This is a genomic window from Armatimonadota bacterium (assembly GCA_028871815.1).
Classification (GTDB): domain Bacteria; phylum Armatimonadota; class Chthonomonadetes; order Chthonomonadales; family Chthonomonadaceae; genus REEB205.
In genome coordinates, this window is the sequence record JAGWMJ010000007.1 from 22,980 (window position 1) to 42,035 (window position 19,056).

At 62.1% G+C, this 19,056-nt stretch carries 15 protein-coding genes and 3 tRNA genes; 10 read left to right on the top strand and 8 right to left on the bottom strand.

The window, feature by feature from the left end; genetic code table 11:
- Positions 1-193: 193 nt before the first annotated feature.
- Positions 194-1,357, bottom strand: coding sequence for a transcription termination/antitermination protein NusA (gene nusA, locus KGJ62_09430; protein ID MDE2126800.1), 1,164 nt, complete (start codon positions 1,355-1,357; stop codon positions 194-196).
- A 381-nt stretch (positions 1,358-1,738) separates the two neighbouring features.
- Between nusA and KGJ62_09435 the strand changes: the two genes are divergently transcribed.
- The 7 genes from KGJ62_09435 to KGJ62_09465 all read left to right on the top strand — a co-directional run bounded on the left by KGJ62_09435 (position 1,739) and on the right by KGJ62_09465 (position 8,429).
- Complete coding sequence (locus tag KGJ62_09435) at positions 1,739-2,365, top strand: ABC transporter ATP-binding protein (protein ID MDE2126801.1); 627 nt, start codon at positions 1,739-1,741, stop codon at positions 2,363-2,365.
- Positions 2,365-3,114 carry a hypothetical protein gene (locus tag KGJ62_09440; GenBank protein MDE2126802.1) on the top strand — a complete coding sequence of 250 codons (750 nt, stop codon included), beginning with the start codon at positions 2,365-2,367 and terminating at the stop codon, positions 3,112-3,114. Before KGJ62_09435 ends, KGJ62_09440 begins: the two co-directional genes overlap by 1 nt.
- A complete protein-coding gene (gene ccsA, locus KGJ62_09445) occupies positions 3,111-3,818 on the top strand; it encodes a cytochrome c biogenesis protein CcsA (protein ID MDE2126803.1) in 708 nt (235 codons plus the stop codon). Before KGJ62_09440 ends, ccsA (KGJ62_09445) begins: the two co-directional genes overlap by 4 nt.
- On the top strand, positions 3,815-3,952 hold the full coding sequence (locus KGJ62_09450; protein MDE2126804.1) for a CcmD family protein: 138 nt from the start codon (positions 3,815-3,817) through the stop codon (positions 3,950-3,952). Before ccsA (KGJ62_09445) ends, KGJ62_09450 begins: the two co-directional genes overlap by 4 nt.
- Positions 3,952-4,404, top strand: a complete 453-nt coding sequence (locus KGJ62_09455; protein MDE2126805.1) for a cytochrome c maturation protein CcmE — start codon at positions 3,952-3,954, stop codon at positions 4,402-4,404. The genes KGJ62_09450 and KGJ62_09455 overlap by 1 nt, the downstream gene beginning before the upstream one ends.
- Positions 4,404-7,145, top strand: coding sequence for a cytochrome c biogenesis protein CcsA (ccsA, locus tag KGJ62_09460; GenBank protein MDE2126806.1), 2,742 nt, complete (start codon positions 4,404-4,406; stop codon positions 7,143-7,145). The genes KGJ62_09455 and ccsA (KGJ62_09460) overlap by 1 nt, the downstream gene beginning before the upstream one ends.
- A gap of 138 nt (positions 7,146-7,283) precedes the next feature.
- Positions 7,284-8,429, top strand: coding sequence for a cellulase family glycosylhydrolase (locus KGJ62_09465; GenBank protein ID MDE2126807.1), 1,146 nt, complete (start codon positions 7,284-7,286; stop codon positions 8,427-8,429).
- Between the two features lie 20 nt (positions 8,430-8,449).
- On the opposite strand, the gene KGJ62_09470 is transcribed toward KGJ62_09465, so the two are convergent.
- Entirely contained in the window at positions 8,450-9,808 is a 1,359-nt protein-coding gene (locus KGJ62_09470; GenBank protein ID MDE2126808.1) for an NAD(P)/FAD-dependent oxidoreductase, read from the bottom strand.
- A gap of 4 nt (positions 9,809-9,812) precedes the next feature.
- Entirely contained in the window at positions 9,813-10,613 is an 801-nt protein-coding gene (locus KGJ62_09475; protein MDE2126809.1) for a hypothetical protein, read from the bottom strand.
- 308 nt (positions 10,614-10,921) lie between these two features.
- Here KGJ62_09475 and nrdR point away from each other — a divergent pair, with 308 nt between their 5' ends.
- The 3 genes from nrdR to KGJ62_09490 are packed head-to-tail and all read left to right on the top strand — an operon-like array spanning position 10,922 to position 14,739.
- Complete coding sequence (gene nrdR / locus KGJ62_09480) at positions 10,922-11,398, top strand: transcriptional regulator NrdR (protein ID MDE2126810.1); 477 nt, start codon at positions 10,922-10,924, stop codon at positions 11,396-11,398.
- Positions 11,399-11,431: 33 nt separating this feature from the next.
- Complete coding sequence (locus tag KGJ62_09485; GenBank protein MDE2126811.1) at positions 11,432-14,272, top strand: vitamin B12-dependent ribonucleotide reductase; 2,841 nt, start codon at positions 11,432-11,434, stop codon at positions 14,270-14,272.
- A 50-nt stretch (positions 14,273-14,322) separates the two neighbouring features.
- Positions 14,323-14,739 (top strand): lamin tail domain-containing protein, encoded by a 417-nt coding sequence (locus KGJ62_09490; GenBank protein ID MDE2126812.1) that lies wholly within the window; start codon positions 14,323-14,325, stop codon positions 14,737-14,739.
- 13 nt (positions 14,740-14,752) lie between these two features.
- Here KGJ62_09490 and KGJ62_09495 read toward each other — a convergent pair whose 3' ends face one another.
- The 5 genes from KGJ62_09495 to KGJ62_09515 all read right to left on the bottom strand — a co-directional run bounded on the left by KGJ62_09495 (position 14,753) and on the right by KGJ62_09515 (position 18,747).
- The gene (locus KGJ62_09495) at positions 14,753-17,263 is read right to left on the bottom strand and encodes a M48 family metalloprotease (protein MDE2126813.1); all 2,511 of its coding nucleotides are present in this window, start codon (positions 17,261-17,263) and stop codon (positions 14,753-14,755) included.
- A gap of 4 nt (positions 17,264-17,267) precedes the next feature.
- The gene (locus KGJ62_09500; GenBank protein MDE2126814.1) at positions 17,268-18,329 is read right to left on the bottom strand and encodes a beta-lactamase family protein; all 1,062 of its coding nucleotides are present in this window, start codon (positions 18,327-18,329) and stop codon (positions 17,268-17,270) included.
- 173 nt (positions 18,330-18,502) lie between these two features.
- Positions 18,503-18,579: transfer RNA gene (locus KGJ62_09505), tRNA-His, on the bottom strand.
- 13 nt (positions 18,580-18,592) lie between these two features.
- Positions 18,593-18,665: transfer RNA gene (locus KGJ62_09510), tRNA-Arg, on the bottom strand.
- An 8-nt stretch (positions 18,666-18,673) separates the two neighbouring features.
- Positions 18,674-18,747 (bottom strand) — tRNA-Gly (locus tag KGJ62_09515).
- Between the last annotated feature and the right edge of the window lie 309 nt (positions 18,748-19,056).

Below are 19,056 nucleotides of genomic sequence, written 5' to 3' on the forward strand. Positions count from 1 at the left end.
TTGGCGGTTCTAAACCGAAGCGGGGCTGCTTCGGAGCCGGCCGATGAGGAGGAAACGACGGGCTGATCAGCCCGGCATTGTGGTCTACTTCATCGCCGCACTCCGTGGCAGGCGCCCGCGCGGCTCCGCCTTTCGGCGAGGCTACTCACGCGCGTTCATCCGCAGTTCTCTCCCATCTTTGTCCTATTTCCCTTCACTCTGCAGGCACGATGCCGGCTGCGAGGGGCTCCTCGCCCAACTTGGTCGAGTTCACGTCCAGGCCTTCTTCATCGCTACCGACCGGTTCTGCGCGGGTCGCCGCCATTAAAGCAGCGCGGGCCACCTGCTGCTCGCTCCGAATGTCGATACGCCAGCCCGTCAGCCGCGCCGCGAGCCGAACGTTCTGTCCGGCGCGACCGATTGCCAGCGAAAGCTGACTATCGGGCACCACGACGAATGCGCTGTGCTGGTCTTCATCCACGGTCACCTTAACGGCCTTGGCGGGGGATAGTGCTTCCGCGATGAAGGAGCCGGCATCGGCGCTCCACCGAACGATGTCGACCTTCTCGTCGTACAGCTCGTTTACTACCGCCTGAACGCGCGTGCCACGATGGCCCACACAGGCTCCGACCGGGTCGACCTTGTCATCGTTGCTGCCCACGGCGATCTTGGAGCGCGCGCCGGGCTCACGGGCAACGCTCTTGATCGCCACGATGCCATCTGCGATCTCCGGCACTTCCAATTCAAACAGCCGGCGGATGAGGCTGGGATGCGTACGCGATACGATGCCTTGCGGGCCCTTCTGCGAATCGCGCGCCTCAACTACGTACACCTTGATCCGATCGTTAAAGCGATACGGCTCGCTCTCCACCTGCTCCGGCTGTGGGAGAAGCGCCTCCAGGCGGTCGAAGTTTACAACAATGTTGCGCCCTTCACGGCGCTGCACGGTAACGGTGATGATCTCGCCAACACGGCGCTCGAATTCATCGAAGCTCTTTTTGCGCTCGGTTTCACGGATCTTTTGGACAACCACCTGCTTCACGGTTTGGGCAGCGATGCGACCCATGTTGCCGGGATCCACGCTGAATCGGATCGTGGCCCCCACTTCAATCCCCGGCTGGGTTTTGCGTGCCTCGGCTAGCGTGATCTCCACGGTGTCATCGGTAACTTCCTCGACGACGAGCTTCTCGCAATAGACGTCGAAGGGTGGTTCCGTCCGGCGGGTCTGATCGATATGAACCTTGATTTCGCCGGGTGCTGAACTGTTCTTTTTAAATGCGGTCGCCAGCGCTATCTCAACGGTCTCAATCAGGGTGTCGAGCGGCATCTCCTTCTCTTTAGCGATTTGCTGCAGTGCCTCTATAAATTCGCCGTTCATCATCCGCTGCCCCACCCTCTTTATGTGCGTCGCCAAACGCCGCCGACCACCTAAGATAGAAAAAGAGCGGGCGGCGACCCGCTCTCCACGGCCAACCGTGATAGAACTTGACGAGAGTATAGCACAGCCTCGGACCAAAAGACAATTCGGTGGACCGCCTGGGAAGCGGCGCCTGGCGCGCCACCTGCCGTGCACCACGCACGGCCGGCGTACCGAAACGTCGCGGTGGTGAGCCACGCCGGCACTGCGAAGGTATACTGCGAGTTGGCCGGACTCGGGGCAAACGCGCCCTCACCCTGCGCCTGGCCGAGCGCTGGGCGCTCGTGCCGGGCTCTTGCAAATTTGCAGAACGCAAACCAACAAACGGCAGAATCCGGGCCGATGATCCGGCTTGACGGCGTTGGCCGCAGGTTCGGCAAGCGTGAGGTGTTCCGTTCGGTATCGCTTTCGGCGCTACCCGGCGAGGTGATTGCGTTCACCGGCGCTAACGGTTCCGGCAAAAGCACGCTACTCCGCATTATTGCCGGACTTCTGCCTCCCACAAGCGGCGCATGCCGGTTTACCATTCATGCGGCCGACGTGCCGGCAATTCAGCGGCGGCGCCATTTAGGATACGTTGCGCCGGATTACAGCCTCTACCGTGATCTGACCGGCACGGAAAACATCCGCCTGTTTGCCGATTTGCGTGGCCGCCCACTCAATCGTGACGAGATTCGTGAGCTGCTCCTCCGAACGGGACTGCGTGGACGTGGCCGCGATATGGTGGCGACTTACTCCAGCGGAATGCGCCAGCGCCTGAAGTACGCATGTGCATTGGCGGTAGATCCGGCCGTGTTGCTTTTGGACGAGCCTGGCGCCAATCTCGACACCGCAGGCTCAGAGATGGTGCGGACGATGATCGAAGCACATCGCTCCCGCGTGGGAGGCGGCATCACCCTGCTGGCTACCAACGAGCATTCGGAGGTGGAATGGGCGGATCGAGCCATAGCGCTGACGCAGGCGGTCTGATGCACGGAGCCGCGCGTGAATGGCGACAGCCGACATGGGCGGCTTCGGCATGGGCCGTCTTTCGCAAAGACGTGAGGTCGGAGCTTCGCTCGCGCGTGGCGCTCAGCGCGATGGGGGTTTTCTGCCTCTCAGCCCTGTTCCTCATCGCCCTGGCAACCGCTCCCCTGCAGAGCGTGTACCTTTCGTCGGCTGACGGCAGCGCTGCACGCAGCGCATGGTCGCCCGAGAGCCGATTTGGCCTGATGTGGGTCCTGCTGTGCTTCGCCGCGTTCGTTGGGCTGGGTCACTCCTTTGTATCGGAGGAGGATGCCGGGACCGCTACACCCCTGCGCATGGCCTGCACCGCAGAGGCCGTTTATGCCGGCAAGCTCGCGGTAAACGCGGCGATCATGGCCGGCGCCGCACTGCTCGTAATACCCTCCTACTGTCTTGTATGCGGCCTTGGAGTTGGCGACCCCATACGGTTCACGCTTGCCGCTGGAACGGGATGTGCCGGGCTCGCGGCCTCCGCGACGATTGTCGGCGCACTGGCGGCGCGCGCCCGGGGAGCCACCGGGCTCTTCAGCGCGCTTGGCTTGCCGCTTGCGGTAGTGTTTTTGATGCTGCTGCAGAACTGCGCTGCCGCCATCTATGCCGATCTACCACTGATTCAGGCAGTGAGGGCTATCGGGGGACTGGTAAGCTATGTAGTGCTTCTGGTCGCAGTTTCGGCGCTGGTATTTCGATATGTTTGGGAGGACGCCCTGTGACGAATCGAGAAAGCGACATACAGCGCCACGCTCCAATCCCGGGACTCTGGTGGAAGCTCCTCGTTGGCCTGCTGATGGCCTGGGTCATCTACGGCTCATTCTATGTAGCGCACGGCGCCGTCAACTTTGGATTCGGCGGGAATCCTGCCCGTATCGTTTTCTTTCACGTGCCTGTTGCTGTTCTATCGTACGTGGCCTATGCCGTTGCCGCGGTTTACGGCATTCTCCATCTGGCCGGGCGCAATGCGCAAGCTTCCGACATGAAGGCCGGCGCCTCGATGGAGTTGGGACTCATCTTCTGCATTCTGGCAACCATCACGGGGAGCATCTTCGCCGGAATACAATGGGGACGGTTCTGGAATTGGGATCCGCGTGAAACGTCGATCGTGGTGATGCTGCTCCTGTACGGCGCCTACATCGCCCTGCGGTTAAGCCTGGCGGATCGCCCGGATCAGCGCGGGCGTTTCTGTGCCGTCTACACCCTGGTGGCGCTGGTGCCCGCCACATTCCTCATCTGGATTGTGCCGCGCATTCCAAGCCTTCAGAGCCTGCATCCAACCAACGTTCTGTTCAATCCCGACAATACCAGCGCGAGCTACAAAGAGGTCCTCTATCCATCGTTCGCCGCGTTCATCATGCTGTATGTCTGGCTCCTGCAGCTGCGATGCCGCATTCAAACCGTACTATTGCGGAGGGAGCAATGAATTCCGGAACCGTTCGACTGCTGGTTATGGGGGTACCGCTCATCATCTGGGCGGGTATATTCATCTACGTTATTGTTTTGGATCGGGCCGTTGCGCGCCTTGAGCGCGGGGCGGGAAGTGAGGAAGATGACTGATGGGCAACTCGTTGCATCCCCGAGCACTGGGGCCGCGTCGAATTGGTATTGTGATTGCCGCTCTGTTGATCACCGCGGCGCTTGGTTTGACCTTCTGGGCTTTTGCCAGCGCCATGACGCCGTATGTAGATATTCAGCAGGCCGAACGGCTGGGATCCAGTTGCCAGGTTCGGGGCAAGATTCTGCACAACACCGTAGTTTACGATACGGTCGCAAACGTTCTCCGCTTTCGCCTGCAGGATGAGCATAACCAGCAGATTGAAGTGGTCTACCACGGGGCCAAGCCCGAGTCATTCGATACGGCTCCGGAAACGGCCGTGGAGGGCTATGTAGTTCGCGCGCCGAACGGCACGGTGTCGCTACAATCCGACACGATGACGATCAAATGCCCCAGCAAGTATAGCGATAACAAAAACCCGTACCATCAGAGCAAGCCCGGCGGCTCCACCTGATGCAGCATCTGGGCGCGCTCGGGGTTCACCTGCTAGTTGTAGGCGTTTTTGCGGCGCCGATTGCCGCACTTGCATATCTGGCCACGCTCCGCTGGCCAAATCTTCCGGCTCTCCGTTGGGTGGCGCGTGGGTTTTTTGGCCTTACTGCGGCATGCATTCTGGCAACATTCGGCACGCTCGCCGACCTGATCTACCACCGGCAGTACGAATACATCTACGTATTCTCGCACACCGGAAACGACCTCCACGGCTGGTACCGGCTCGCGGCCACCTGGTCCGGTCAGGAAGGCAGCTTCCTGTTGTGGGGATCCTGGACCAGTATCATCGGGGTTTTCCTGATTGCGCGCGCCGGCAAGTGGGAATCGCGTGTGATGCCCATCTACGTAACCGTAATGGGGTTCCTGTGCGCGATCCTGATCAAGCAGACGCCGTTCGGCATGATCCCCATCCCCTCAAAGGCGCTGCTGGCGGCGCATCCGGGCTGGCACTATCCACCGCTCGATGGTCAGGGCCTGGTGCCTTCGCTGGTCAACTACTGGATGACGATTCATCCACCGACCATTTTCTTCGCCTTTTCCTCGCTGCTCGTGCCATTCTCCTTCGCCATCGCTGCACTGCTGTGGAGCGATTACGACGACTGGGTGCCTCGCGTGATGCCGTTCGCGCTGCTCTCCTGCGCCGTGCTGGGTCTGGGCCTGTTTATGGGCGGCTATTGGGCATATGAAACGCAAGGCTGGCACGGCTTCTGGGCCTGGGACCCGGTAGAAAACGCCTCGTTCTTTCCATGGCTGGCGGTAACCGCCATGGTGCACGGTCTGGTGGCGCAGCGCAATCGCCACCGCATGCGGTTCACTAACCTTCTGCTGGGTATCACCGCCTTCTGGCTGTTCCTCGTCGGAACATTCCTCACGCGATCCGGCGCTCTCGCCGGAAAAGCCGCCGATGGACAGATGCTCTCGGTTCACGCGTTCGATGATATCGGCAAGAGCGCGCTATGGCTGATGGCGGCGATGGTGCTGCTGTACGGTTCGCTTGGTTTTACCCTCTGGTTTGGAAGACTGTACGGCCTTGTTCGGTGGCGCCTTGCCGCTTATACCGGCTCGGCTGCGCTGTTCGTCGGCGGTGTTGGCCTGCGTGCTCTGTTCCACTGGCCGCAGGTATCGCTACTGGCTTTCGCGGCGCCGGGAATCGCGGGAACGCTGGTTCTGTTCGGGCTGCTTGTGAAGCGCTCGGCATCTGCCGACCGCCCGGTACCTGCCGCCGGTGGAAAGCTCGACCCGATCAAGCTCCTCTCGCGCGACGCCGCCAGTGTCATCGCAATCACGATGATGGTTGTGGCGTGCTTCGTCATCACGCTGGCCACCACGCGGCCGCTGTTCCTCAGTTGGATGCACCAACCGCCGGAGGCTTCGAAGCCTGTTTTCTACAACCGGTTCATGCTGCCGATGGCCAGCCTGGCCGCCCTCATTATGGGTTTTGTGCCGTGGCTGGCGTGGAAACAGACCAACTTTGAAAAGTTTGCACGCAAGCTGATGGCGCCGTGGATGATCATGGTGCTGTTTGGTTTCGGGCTCCTGATCTGGGTGCTTGGCGCCGAACGGGCCAGTCTGGCCGCCCTGGCGGCAGACCCCGTAGCCAGTAGAGAGACGCTGCGCGCCTGGTTTAGCCCCCGCGTGGAGACAGCGGCAGTGGTTCTGCTGGGATCACTCGGCTTTTTTGCCGCCCTATCCAACGCGATGTTAGCGTATAAGGCGTTCAGGGCGAAGCCCCTTTCCGCCGGTGGATGGATTGCGCATGTAGGCATCGGTGTTCTGATGCTGGGCATAATCGTGGCCAACAGTTTCGAGCGTACCGACCGCTTTGTATTGGAGCAGGGGCAGGCGCCACAAACCGCGTTTGGCTACCATTTTGAGTTTGTAAGAATGACCGGCAAGCCCATTGAGGGCCGACCCGTCAACCCCGATTACGATGAGAACAACCGGGTGGTGATGCAGGTTACACCGCCGGGATCCATTCCCGGCGGACCGGATACCTTCACGATTGATCCGAAGTGGTTCGTGTACAATCTGGATCGAGCCAACGAACAGAACCTGGACCGGATGCGCTGGCCATCGATCCGTAAGTACCTGTCGCACGACCTTTACGTCGGCTTCGCCAGCGATCCGGAGTTTGAGTGGCCCAGCGATGGCATCAACCCGAACCAGCCCGGCATCACGATGAAGGTGGGCGAACGGCGGCAGTTGGGCGACTATATGGTTGGGTATTACAAGTCGTTCGGTACACCGGGCAAGATCATGGGAGCGCGCGTGATCATCCTCACGCCGGACCACAAGATTGTGCAAACCACGCCGGCAATCCGGATGGACCTCGGATCGATGCTGAACGTGGACGATTCGATTCCCGACATCCCAAGTGCCGACGGAACGCCGTCGGCTATCTACCTGGACCGGCTGGACCCCATCACGAAAACCGCCTCGCTGCGCCTCAGCCTGCCGGGTTATGCCGGACGGTGGGTGGTGCCGCTGGAAGTTACCTACAAGCCCTGGATAAGCCTGGTCTGGTTGGGGGTACTGATCACAGTCGGCGGCGCTCTGCTGGCGATGGCCAACCGGGCGCTTGAAGCGCGTCGGTACGCTAGCGGTCTGGCCGTTGCGGGTCCGGAGTCCGCGACGGCGCTGCCGATCGCAACGCGCACAGCTCGGCGCGGCCGCTCAGGTGGGTCTCGCAAGTCACGTAAATAGCTGTCCGCCAGTCGTCTCGATCCATTCCCGCGCAAGTCCGAGATCAGTTAGAGGATCCGTTACATTGAACGTTGAATTGATCGAAGTCTCGATCCCCGGATCAGCGAGATCAGGTTTCAACGCCGTGGGAGTAACAGTATGAACGGCACAAAGCTTCTGGCGCTGGCAGGTACGCTGAGCTGTGCGCTCGCAAGCAGTGCGATTGGCGCCAGCTCCACCCGTTCCAAGCCCGCCGTCCCGCCACTGCAGCTGCATGTAGCCGGTACTCAACTACGGGACAGCAACAACAGAGTGGCGCACCTGCACGGGGTGAATTGCGCTTCCATGGAATGGACCAGCGATGGCCAGGGCCACATCCTCACTACCATCAATACGGCAATCACGGTTTGGCACGCCAATATCATCCGGCTGCCGCTCTCCGAAGACCGCTGGTTTGGCCGGGCGCCTGAACAGAAAAATGGTCCGGCAGCTTACAGGGCGCTTGTGGGCAGTGCCGTACAGGAGTGTGAAAGCCAGGGCTGCTACATCCTGCTGGACCTTCACTGGAACGACGCCGATGAGTGGGGCAAGAACATTGGCCAGCATAAGATGCCCGACCAACACAGCATTCTGTTCTGGAAGAGTCTCGCTCCAATCTACAAAAACAACCCGGCGGTGCTGTTTGATCTGTACAACGAACCGCACGATGTCAGCTGGGACGTATGGCAAAACGGCGGCCAGGTGACGGAGCAGCCGCGTGTGGGCTTCGGTGGAGGCGGTAGCCGCCCTGCTCTGACCTACAAGGCAGCCGGTATGCAGCAGTTGCTGGATACTGTACGGGCGGCCGGCGCCAAAAACGTGGTCGTGGCTGGTGGATTGAACTGGGCGTACGACATGGATGACCTGCAAAACGGCCATGCCCTGGTGGATCGCACTGGATACGGCATCATCTACAGCAACCACGACTACCCCATCAAGGGTGAAACCATGCAGCAGTGGCTGGCGCGCATGGTGGCGGCAACGGCGAAGGCGCCGGTGATCGTGAGTGAATTCGGCGCCGGCGGCCGGCCCGGATCGCTCAACAGCGGCGCTGCATGGCTAACACAGGTGATGCAGATTCTGCATCAGCACGATTGGAACTGGATAGCCTGGGATATGCATCCAAGTGCCGGCCCGACGCTGGTGTCGGATTGGAACTACACGCCCACGCCCGTGTTCGGTGTGATGGTCAAGGACGCACTTGCCGGTAACTATCCGGCAGGCGAGTACTCGCCGACGGCCGGCACGGGCGCCCGAAGCCCGTAGAGCGGTGTGCGTGGAGCCGGTTACGGCGCCTGAAGTGCAGCAGCCTCCACGGCTTCCGGAAACGTCGGAAACGCGTGCATCACGCTGCTGATGGCGGTCACCGGCAGCCCTGCCTTCATGCAGACGCAGATTTCCGCAATCAGGCTGGAGGCATGCGGACCCACGATATGGCCGCCTAGTATCCGGCTGGTGCGCTGCTCTACAATCAACTTGACAAGGCCGCGGGTGTCGCCGTACAGAATGGCGCGGTCGAGGGTGGCAAATGGAAATCTCAGCACCCGGACTTCACCATTCGCGGCGGCTTGCGCCTCGGTGAGACCAACGCTTGCGACTTCAGGATCGACGAAGGTGCATCTGGGCACCACGCTGAGGTCGGGCGCGGCTGGCTTGCCCAACAGCGTCTCAGCCGCCACAGCACCTTCATAGCTGGCCACGTGTGTGAATAGTGCTCCGCCATGCACATCTCCCGGCGCCAGAATGTGCGGCTGGGCTGTTCGCAACTGTTCATCCACCGGCACGAACCCGTGCTCCAGGCCGAGGCCGGCCGCCGCCAGGCAGAGCGCATCTCCATCCACGCGCCGACCTGTGGCAACCAGAACGGCGTCACAGCGCACCTCGTCGACCCCGGATGACGTTTGTATCTCCACGGCGCGCGCTCCATCCGCCGGTCGCACAGCAGACGCACGCGCTCCCGTAATCACGCGCATCCCCTCGTTCGTCAGGTACTGCTCCACCAGCTCCGATATCTCCGCGTCCTCCGCGGAAAGGAGCCGGCCGGCAGCCTCCAGTACCGTTACCTGCGCGCCAAATCGATGAAAAACCTGGCCCAACTCCAGTCCGATTGGCCCACCACCCACGACTGCAATGCGCGACGGAAGCGTTTTGAGCGCGACGGCCTCGCGGTTTGTGATGTAACCCTGCTCCGCTAAGCCCGGTATCGCCGGGACGGCGGGAACGGTGCCGGGCGCCAACAGAATATGCTCGGCAGAAACCACATCGCGGCCGACCCGGACAATGTGCGGCGACTCGAATCTGGCATGCTCGCGATACAACGTCGCGCCCAGCACAGGCAAGCCGCCATCACGGGGTGGCGCCCCACCCGACTCGGCCACCGCGCGGTCCTTGTACCGCATGGCCGCGCCGAAATCGGCCCGTGCTTCGGCCACGTTTACGCCGAATTCGCCGGCGTGCTGCACCAGGCGCCACACCTCGGCCGCGCGCACCATCGCCTTGGTGGGTACACAACCCGCCCAGTAGCACTCACCGCCTAGTTCGCGCTCCTCAGCCACGGCGACACGCCAGCCGGCGCGGGCTACCGTTCGAGCGGTTTTCAAGCCGGCCGATCCACCACCAATTACAAAGAGGTCGTATTTCTCCACTGGGCTAAACGCCGGCCGGTTCGGCGTGGATTCTGCGAGCAACAGCCGGGAGTATCTGGCGGATTCGCCGGTTCCAGTAGGGCCACGTGTGCTCGCCGGGTAGTTCGACCCAGGTATGTGGATAGCCGAGCAGGTTTAAGTGGCCTACAAACCGGCGGTTGCCTTCAATCAGATGATCGTGCTTTCCGCAGTCGATCCAAAGTTCGCGACGATCGGTAGGGAGCCGCGTGGCAGCCTGCTCAGCCAGGTAAAAGGCATCTTCCGCTTTGCGGAAAGCCGCATCGCGCACCGGATCGCCGAACACCGGGTGCTGCTGCGGCGAGGAGGTCACCTCGAGGGCTGCGCTGTGTACAACACCAACAGAGAAGAGCTCGGGATACCTCAGCGCCAATTTGGCCGCGCCGTACCCGCCCATGGAGAGCCCGCCGACGGCCCGGCAGCTCGGGTGCGTGGAGACTGGATGACGCGCTGAAATCGCCGGCAGCAGATCGCCGATCAGGTCATCCTCGTATGGCCCGCTACCACCCACGCCATTCGTATACCAGCCCTTCTCCCCGTTGGGGCAGACGATGGCCATTTTCCACTCGGATGCGCACCGAACGGCATAGGTGTTCTGGAACCATGTGACATGTGTATCACTGAATCCACCCAACAGCAGGTACAGTGGATATCCGGCCGCAGGAGCCTCGGATTCGGGCGGCATCACGATAGAGTAGTCGCGATCGTGCCCAAAAGCCGATGACCGGTAAGTGTGCTGCGTCGCGGGGGCGGGTGGCGCAGCGAACGGGAGCTGGATTCGTGGCATGGACGATTATAGCCCGCCCGAGCGGCGCGGAGGAAATCGGCAGCGACTGTGCCGTGTACCGGAACGGTTAAGCGTGCGAGACGACCCCGTCGCCGCAGCCGTTCGAGCTGCTTTTACGGTGCAGTGATAGAGCGAGCGAGCGATTTTGGCGCAGTTGCGAAAAATAGCGTCGAAATGCTTGACAACTAGTTGTAGGGCTGTTATGCTGTTACTGGTTCCACATCTAGTTCGTGTATCCCCTCAGGCAGCGGCAGGTTCCGCCTCGGCCGCCACCTGGCAAAGCGATACACAACCGCTCGCGTAATCCGATGAAGTGCCCTTACTGCGGCGATTCCAACCGCGACCAGGTCTTGGAAACTCGTTCCGCACTGGACGGCGCCGCGATCAAACGGCGACGTCTGTGCCACGGGTGCGGGCGGCGCTTTACCACTGTGGAAGAGGTTGCCGAGCTGGAGCTGTACGTAGTGAAGTCGGACGGGCGACGGGAGCCGTTTGACCGGAACAAGATCGTGCGCGGAATGAAGCTCGCCGCTACCGGGCGGCCGATCGGCATCGAAGCCCTTGAGGAGATGGCCGAAGATGTACAGCGCGTCCTGACTAACCGGATGGAGCGCGAAGCGGGCTCCCAGGAGATCGGGACGCTGGTGATGGAACGATTGCGCAAGGTGGACCACGTAGCCTACGTGCGTTTCGCATCGGTCTATCTACAATTTGAAGATGCGGCTGAGTTTCGAGACATCGCCGATAAACTGCGAGAGCGCCGCGAGCGCAGCGCCCGGTGCTGAACGCCGATCGGGCCACGGGAAGGAAACGAGAGAATGCAGGACGATACCCGCCATCCATCAACGTTTGATACCGACGAGCAGGCGAATGAAACGCAGCCCGAGGTGAATGGCCATGCGCCGTCAACCGCAGGCCCGCGGCCGGCCGTTACGACGACGGCTGCCGTTCGCAGCCGGACTGCCCCGGGCGTTACGTTCGAGCGGCGGTATACCCGCGCCGGCGAGGATGTGTACAACACCGTGGAGTGGGAGCTGCGCGATGCCGTGATCTCCAACGAGCGCGGCGAGAAGGTGTTTGAGCAGACCGGCTGCGAGATACCAACATCATGGTCGCAGCTCGCAACCAACGTGGTGGTATCGAAGTACTTCCGCGGTCAGCTCGGCACGCCGGAGCGCGAATACAGCGTGCGCCAGTTGCTCTCTCGTGTCGCCGATACCGTTTCGCGCTGGGGGCGCGAGCAGGGCTACTTTGCATCGCCAGAATCGGCATCTGCATTTCGTGACGAGCTCACCCATCTGCTGCTGCATCAGAAGGCGGCATTCAACTCGCCTGTCTGGTTCAACGTCGGCCTGCCGGGTCTACCTCGCCCGCAGTGCAGCGCCTGCTTCATCAACAGCGTGGATGACACGATGGATTCCATTCTGACGCTGGCCAAAACGGAAGGCATGCTGTTCAAGTATGGCAGCGGCACCGGCACCAACTTCTCGCCAATCCGCGGATCCCAAGAGCACCTGGAGGGTGGCGGCACGGCCTCCGGGCCGGTTTCGTTCATGCGCGGATTTGATCAGTTTGCCGGCGCCATCAAGAGCGGCGGCAAAACCCGGCGCGCCGCCAAAATGGTGATATTGAACGTAGATCACCCGGACATCGGTGAGTTTGTCCGCAGCAAGGCTCAGGAGGAGCGCAAGGCGTGGGCGCTCATCGACGCAGGATACAGCGGAGCATTCAACGTGCCCGGCGGCGCCTACGACAGCGTGCAGTTCCAGAATGCCAATCACTCCGTCCGCGTTACCGATGAGTTCATGAAGAGCGTTGGGGACGACGGCAGCTGGCACACCAGGCAGGTGCTCAACGGCACGCCCGGTCCGTCATTCAAATCTCGTGAGCTGATGCGGATGATCGGAGAAGCTGCGTGGATCTGTGGTGATCCCGGTATGCAGTACGACACCACCATCAACCGCTGGCACACCTGCAAAGCCACCGATCGCATCCACGCCTCGAATCCCTGCTCCGAGTACATGTTCCTCAACGACAGCGCCTGCAACCTCGCATCCCTGAACCTGATGCGCTACCGCACGGACGACGGCGAGTTTGACGTTGCGGCGTTTCAGCATGCCTGCCGTGTGGTGATTACGGCGCAGGAGATCATCGTCGAAAACGCCAGCTATCCGACACCAAGAATTGAGGCAAACAGCCACAAGTTCCGACCGCTGGGCCTGGGCTACGCCAATCTTGGCGCGCTGCTGATGGCACGCGGCGTGCCATACGACAGCGACGCCGGCCGAGCGTACGCCGCCGCGATTACCGCGATCATGACCGGAGAGGCGTACTACCAATCGAGCGTCATCGCACGCGACCATGGCGGGCCATTCGCCGGCTTCGCCGCAAACCGCGAGAGCTTCCTGAACGTGATGCGGATGCACCGCGCCGCCGTCGAAGCGATCTCCACCGCGGACGCGCCGGTTGCCCTGTTGAAGGCCGCGCGTGACAGCTGGAACCGGGCGATCGCCTCGGGCGAAGAGTACGGCTACCGGAACGCACAGGCAACCGTGCTGGCGCCAACCGGCACTATCGGCTTCCTCATGGATTGCGATACCACCGGTATCGAACCCGACATTGCAATCGTGAAGTATAAGTCGCTGGTTGGCGGCGGAATGATGAAGATCGTCAATCAGACGGTGCCCGAAGCGCTGACGAACCTGGGCTACTCGCCGGAGGATGCCGGCGTAATTCTGCAATGGATCGACGAGCACGATACGATAGAAGGCGCGCCCGGCCTGAATGCCGACCATCTGCCGGTGTTCGATTGCGCCTTCAAGCCGAGCAGCGGCGAGCGGTCGATCCACTACATGGGCCATTTGCGCATGATGGCGGCCGCTCAGCCGTTCATCAGCGGCGCCATCTCCAAAACCGTCAACATGCCGACGGAAGCTACCGCCGAACAGATCGAATCCACCTACATGGAGGGATGGAAGCTCGGCCTGAAGGCCATCGCAATCTACCGCGATGGCTCAAAGCGGACGCAGCCACTCGCGACGAGTCGGGATGGCGCGGCTCAAGACCCGGCGTCTGCGGTACCGCCCGCGCCGCAGGTCTTCCGCCACAAACTGCCGGATGAGCGCGCCAGCATCACCCACAAGTTCAGCGTCGGCGGCCATGAGGGCTACCTTACGGTTGGTATGTACGATGATGGCACGCCAGGTGAGATTTTCTTGAGGATGAGCAAAGAGGGATCCACGATCTCAGGTCTGATGGATTCGTTCGCCACTGCTATTTCGCTGGCCCTCCAGTATGGCGTCCCACTGGAAACCCTGGTCAACAAGTTCGCCTATTCGCGGTTCGAACCAAGCGGCATCACCAGCAATCCGGACGTAAGGTTCGCGCGCTCGATCATGGACTACATCTTCCGCTGGCTGGGCGCCAAGTATCTCAAGGCTGTGCCGGTGGAAGCGGAGCTCTCGATGACGCCGGACTCGCTCAGCGCGGTCGCCGCCTCGGCTGGCGGTTCGCCGTCGCCGGCCGGTCATCCACATGGAAACCGGACCTATCAGAATCAGGCTGATGCCCCAATCTGCCCCACGTGCGGGAACCTGATGGTGCGGAGTGGCGCCTGCTTCAAATGCGAGGTATGCGGAACGGTATACGGCTGCTCATAAACGCATAAGCGCAGCCATGCGCTGCAAGGATTGAAGAGAGGGTGGTCTCGATGCTGAAGATCGTGGAAGTACACCCGGCGCCGACGCCAAAAGGCGAGTATCTCGTTCTGCGGAATGAGGGCTTGAACACCATCGATTTACGCGAGTGGATGGTGAGTAGTGAAGGCCTCTTCACCGGCGCTGAGAACCGCGAGAATCAGCTCTATGTCTTTCCGCGTGAGACGCTTGTCAAACCGTATGTGAATGTTGTCCTCTTTACCGGTGAGGGGGAGGATGGATGGGCGCCGACAGTAGATAACAAGCGTGCCTGGTGCGCATTCTGGCAGCGTAAGGAGTGCGTGTGGCGCGCGGCCACGCATGTGCACGTTCTGCGTGTTGCGGCAACGCGCCGAGTCCCGCTGCCAACCGACGGTGCGTTGGCGCCCGCGACGGATGGAGCCGGGCAGACACAGGCAGTCGCGCCCTGATAGCTGCGTTCGTTTAGCCGGCCGCTTTACGCCGGGCCCACACCCGGCGCAGCACCGTGGCAATCAGAACACCGGCGCCGGATGCCGAAATCGCCGACACAGCGCTCATCCGATCGACGGCCTGTACCGGCGTGTGCATCAGCAAGCCAAACAGCGCCGTGAAGCCCACCACCGGCAGCAGCAGGGATGAATTGCCGGGCCGCGTCAGGTCGCGGCTCCATCGCGGGGGCTCAGCAGTCGATGCGTCCGGCGCTGTCGCACCCGCTTCTAACCACTCCGCCAACGATGTGGCCGAGCTGGTCTTCGCTGCGGCATCGCGACTGCGGCAGAGGAGAAGCTTGCAGTTGGAATCGGCGCCCGGCACGCGCCACACCACCGCCAACACGTCTATCGGCCAGCCATACCACGAGCCAGCCATCGACACCACCGAGTCCACTTGCTCGCCCTTCAGGGTGAAGGCGTAATCCACGCCCGCAAAGGCCAGGTCCCCGTGGACCACGGTCGCCCGCCCGATGTCGACGGGCGCGCTCTCAGCGCGGGCAGTGGACCTGCACAGGAGCACCGCTTGAGCGCCGCAGCGCCGCCAGTACCACCGCAGCAGGCCGTGGTAACAAGCGGCACTCACACGAAGCTCCGCGACGAGAAGCACTGCGACCGTGGCGGCACAGGCGGCCACAACGATCCCGTAGCCCGGCGGTGACGCAACGGCGAAGCGAGCGAGAAGCGCCGCAGGCAGCGCGGCCATCAGTGCGCTGACGATTCCTGCAGATGCTTGAGCGTCTGAGCAGGCGAATTTCGCCCGCGAAGTATTCGGCGCCGTAGTCGGAGGTCCGCTGTAGTGGTCACCACCGGATTCCGCACCGGCAACCAGGGCCTCCACATCGCTCGCGGGTATCCCGCTGCGCGCCGCCATCGTCCGAATTCGCGCCATTGTGGTTGGATGCGTGGTGAGCAGTGCACTTGCCCGGCTCCATTCGAGCGGGAGACTATTGAATCGATGTATCACCACCAGCGCCGCGATCAGGTCGCGGGCGCCGTCCGCATCAAGCGCAGCCGATCTGTCGGCGCGGTACTCAAGCTGCCGGGCAAATGCCCGCTGCAGCAGAAGGCATGCGACGGTGATCGCTATCAGCGGCGCCAACATCAGGACCGGCAGCGCAGAAAGTGAGCTCCTCACCAGCACGGCTGTGCCAAGTACAACGGCCGCTGCGACCGCCATCGACACCCTGAGCGACCTGCCGTCGCGGAACCGCGTGTGCCCGAGTTCATGCTGGACGACGGCGTCGACCTGTGCACGATCGAGCGCCGTCAGCAGCGGCGCGGTGATAGAAACGACCCCGCGCTCCGATGCTGTGGCGTTTGCCATCCGGGAAATCGTGGACCACAGGAGCACGGCGCGGCGCAACGGAGTACCGGCGGCGGCGGCCAGTTCGCCGATCCTGGCGCCCAGTTCGGTTTCAGCCAGATCGTACACCACCGCCGGGCGCATCCGGTGCAAGCTTATTCCACCAAACAGGCTGGCAAGAGCAGCAGCAGCCAGCCATCGAATGAAGACGGTTGGCGACTCGCCGAAGAGCCCGAGGGTTGCTTGCACGCCGCACAGCAGCGTGGTGAACCATACCCCTGTGCGCAGGAAGGTATACAGAGTGAATCGCAGGCGCGAGCAACTGGGCTGGAACTGCGGCCTTGCCAGAGGATAGACGCACCACGCTCGCCATGTGAAGATCAGCACGAGGGGCACGATCATGCACCATCCGATAGCCCCGATGCCGACGCGATCAACGCCCGATTCTGTGCCGAATTGGATCAGCGGACCTCCGCCGCCGGCCAGCCAGAGCGCCAGCCAGACAAACGAGAATACCGACACCGCGAACGTTTCAGCCAGAAGAGCAGAGAATGCCGCCTCCGGCGTGTTGCGCCGGCGCGCGAGAATCAATGCTGCCATGGGGGCTATTGCTATCAGCAGCAGGATGACCAGATAGGGAGCCAGTACGGTGAGCGCCTGGACTGCGTTGTAACCGTAAGCCACGGTGATCACCGCCGGCAGGGCGCCGGCGGGAATGGTGGCCCAAACCAGCCGGGCATACCCCTCTAGCGGCGGCGCGGCATGATCCGGCGGCAGGCTGAACCGGATGTGCGGCGTGCCCCGGTAGATCACGCTGAGCTGCAGCGAGGTCGCCGACGTGGCATGGAGGGCCGTCAGAAGCGCCCGTGGATGGATAAAGCATCGCCTCACGAGACCGCTTCGATGCGCGCCGTCGACACAGCGACCCTGCAGTACCCAGTATTCGTTTTGCCAGGTAACGATACCGGCCAGTGGAACACCGACCGCAGCGCTCAAGTCTGCCAATACCTGGCGTGGATGCTCCGGTTGTCGCGGTAGGTATAGGGTGCCGGTGATATCGCCGCTCCGGTCCAGGCCAACACGCAGGAAGGCGCCACGGCGAACCTGTGCGCGGCACGGCACGCCAACAGCCAGCCAGACGACCGCCATTGCGGCAGCGCAAGTGGCGAGGCGCTTCAAGCTGCTAATGCGCTCCTTCCGTCATACCGATCAACGCAGCGGACGTTTGATCGCACGCAGTGGCGGCGGCGTCGCCACCCTGGTTCGTGGCCGCGAGCACAGCAAAGTCCTTCTTTGGAGCGATCCAGACTACGGCGAAATTCATCGTGTTACTGCCGGCATGCGTCAACACGGCTCCTGCACCCCAGGGCCGGAAAGCTGTCAACCAACCGCCGCTGTAGTTACCGCCCTCCACCGGCGTCTGAAGGTGCCGGACCGAGGCGGAGCTGATGATTCCGTTTTTACCCTCCGCTCCGCGTAACTCCAGCTGGATGAACTTGGCCCAATCCCCGATGGAGCAGTGAACGAGGCCAGCCGGCGCAATACAAACCGGGTTGTCGGCGTATGGACCGGGCGGCACCGGAATGTGCTTACCGTTCCGGATGATGTGCTGCAGTGGCTCATCCACTCGGCCCGGTGTGCCCATCGCGCCGAAGCCGGCCGTCGTCATGCCCAGCGGCTTGAACAACCACTGACGCATCAACTGCTCGTAAGGTATGTGGGCCCAATACGCAGCGATGCAGCCGGCAACGGCAAAGCTGCGGTTTGAGTAGAGATAGGCGGTACCCGGCACGTTTACCGGCGGCTCCTGCAGCAGCAGGCGGACGTAGGTATCCAGTTGATCCTGGCCCGTGCCGCCCAACCTGTGCAGCTGCATCAGGTTTTTACCCACAAGCGACGTCTCCGCTGAAAAACCAGCCCGATGCGCCATCAATTCGTCGAGTGTCACGCGGCGGTAGGCCGGCTGCATCACCGTCGCCAGTTGCGGAAGCGCCTCGGCAAGGGTTTCGTTCCACCTCAGCTTGCCGCGGTCCACAAGGATGCCGATGAGTGTGGCCGTCATGGCCTTGGTGTCCGAGCCGAGATGGAACTGGTCGTTGATGGTCACGGCCGCGGCGCCGCCATACGCGCGAACGCCTACGGCGCCCTCGGCAATCAGGCCGTGTGACGTGACGATGGCGCCGGCAAGCGCGGGTAGGTCATTCTGACGGCAGATTGGCTCGAGGATGGCGTCGAGATTTTTCACGCCAGGCGCGACTTCCGCTGTCGCTTGCCAACGGCGTGAATGCGCGCACGAACTTATGGCAAGAGCGGTGCAAACCGCTGCAAACAATGCAACACGGTATGGCATAACGCTATAGCAGCCAACAACAGACATCCGCACCGTCGGATCGATGGTGCTGTTGCGCCGCAACAGAATGGGGCGACTGACCGGACTTGAACCGGCGACCTTCGGGGCCACAACCCGACACTCTAACCAGCTGAGCTACAGTCGCCATAACACACGCGCGCCCCCGGCAAGGATCGAACTTGCGGCCATCCGCTTAGAAGGCGGATGCTCTATCCACTGAGCTACGGAGGCCGGCCTGCTGGAGCGGGAGACGGGAATCGGACCCGCGTCACCTGCTTGGAAGGCAGGAGCTTTACCATTAAGCTACTCCCGCGCGCAACGGCTAGTGTATCACGGGTGTGGCTCGCGCGTCAAGCCAGCGAACTGCCTCACAGCGGAACCCGACCAACGGCCGGGACGGTTTGCAGGCTTTCGGGAGGAGTCATCGCAATGCCGAGGTTCTGCCTACAACATGCGGCAGTTTGGCTCTACCGTGGAGATCGCGCAGCGCTTTTGGGCGGTGGTCGGATCGCTCCATGCGGCGGGCATACAGCAGCATGCACGGGCAATGATGACGGCATGACATAGGTCCGCATCCCGTGAATGCAGCGACTCTGCGGTGCGGTGGTGCGAGAAGCGCCAT

What these genes read in the sequence shown, in the direction of transcription:
- KGJ62_09435 (MDE2126801.1), top strand. Translation starts at nt 1,739, where the DNA reads ATGATCCGGCTTGACGGCGTTGGCCGCAGGTTCGGCAAGCGTGAGGTG.
- KGJ62_09475 (MDE2126809.1), bottom strand. Translation starts at nt 10,613, where the DNA reads ATGCCACGAATCCAGCTCCCGTTCGCTGCGCCACCCGCCCCCGCGACG.
- KGJ62_09465 (MDE2126807.1), top strand. Translation starts at nt 7,284, where the DNA reads ATGAACGGCACAAAGCTTCTGGCGCTGGCAGGTACGCTGAGCTGTGCG.
- nrdR (MDE2126810.1), top strand. Translation starts at nt 10,922, where the DNA reads ATGAAGTGCCCTTACTGCGGCGATTCCAACCGCGACCAGGTCTTGGAA.
- KGJ62_09455 (MDE2126805.1), top strand. Translation starts at nt 3,952, where the DNA reads ATGGGCAACTCGTTGCATCCCCGAGCACTGGGGCCGCGTCGAATTGGT.
- KGJ62_09440 (MDE2126802.1), top strand. Translation starts at nt 2,365, where the DNA reads ATGCACGGAGCCGCGCGTGAATGGCGACAGCCGACATGGGCGGCTTCG.
- KGJ62_09450 (MDE2126804.1), top strand. Translation starts at nt 3,815, where the DNA reads ATGAATTCCGGAACCGTTCGACTGCTGGTTATGGGGGTACCGCTCATC.
- ccsA (MDE2126806.1), top strand. Translation starts at nt 4,404, where the DNA reads ATGCAGCATCTGGGCGCGCTCGGGGTTCACCTGCTAGTTGTAGGCGTT.
- nusA (MDE2126800.1), bottom strand. Translation starts at nt 1,357, where the DNA reads ATGAACGGCGAATTTATAGAGGCACTGCAGCAAATCGCTAAAGAGAAG.
- KGJ62_09490 (MDE2126812.1), top strand. Translation starts at nt 14,323, where the DNA reads ATGCTGAAGATCGTGGAAGTACACCCGGCGCCGACGCCAAAAGGCGAG.
- KGJ62_09485 (MDE2126811.1), top strand. Translation starts at nt 11,432, where the DNA reads ATGCAGGACGATACCCGCCATCCATCAACGTTTGATACCGACGAGCAG.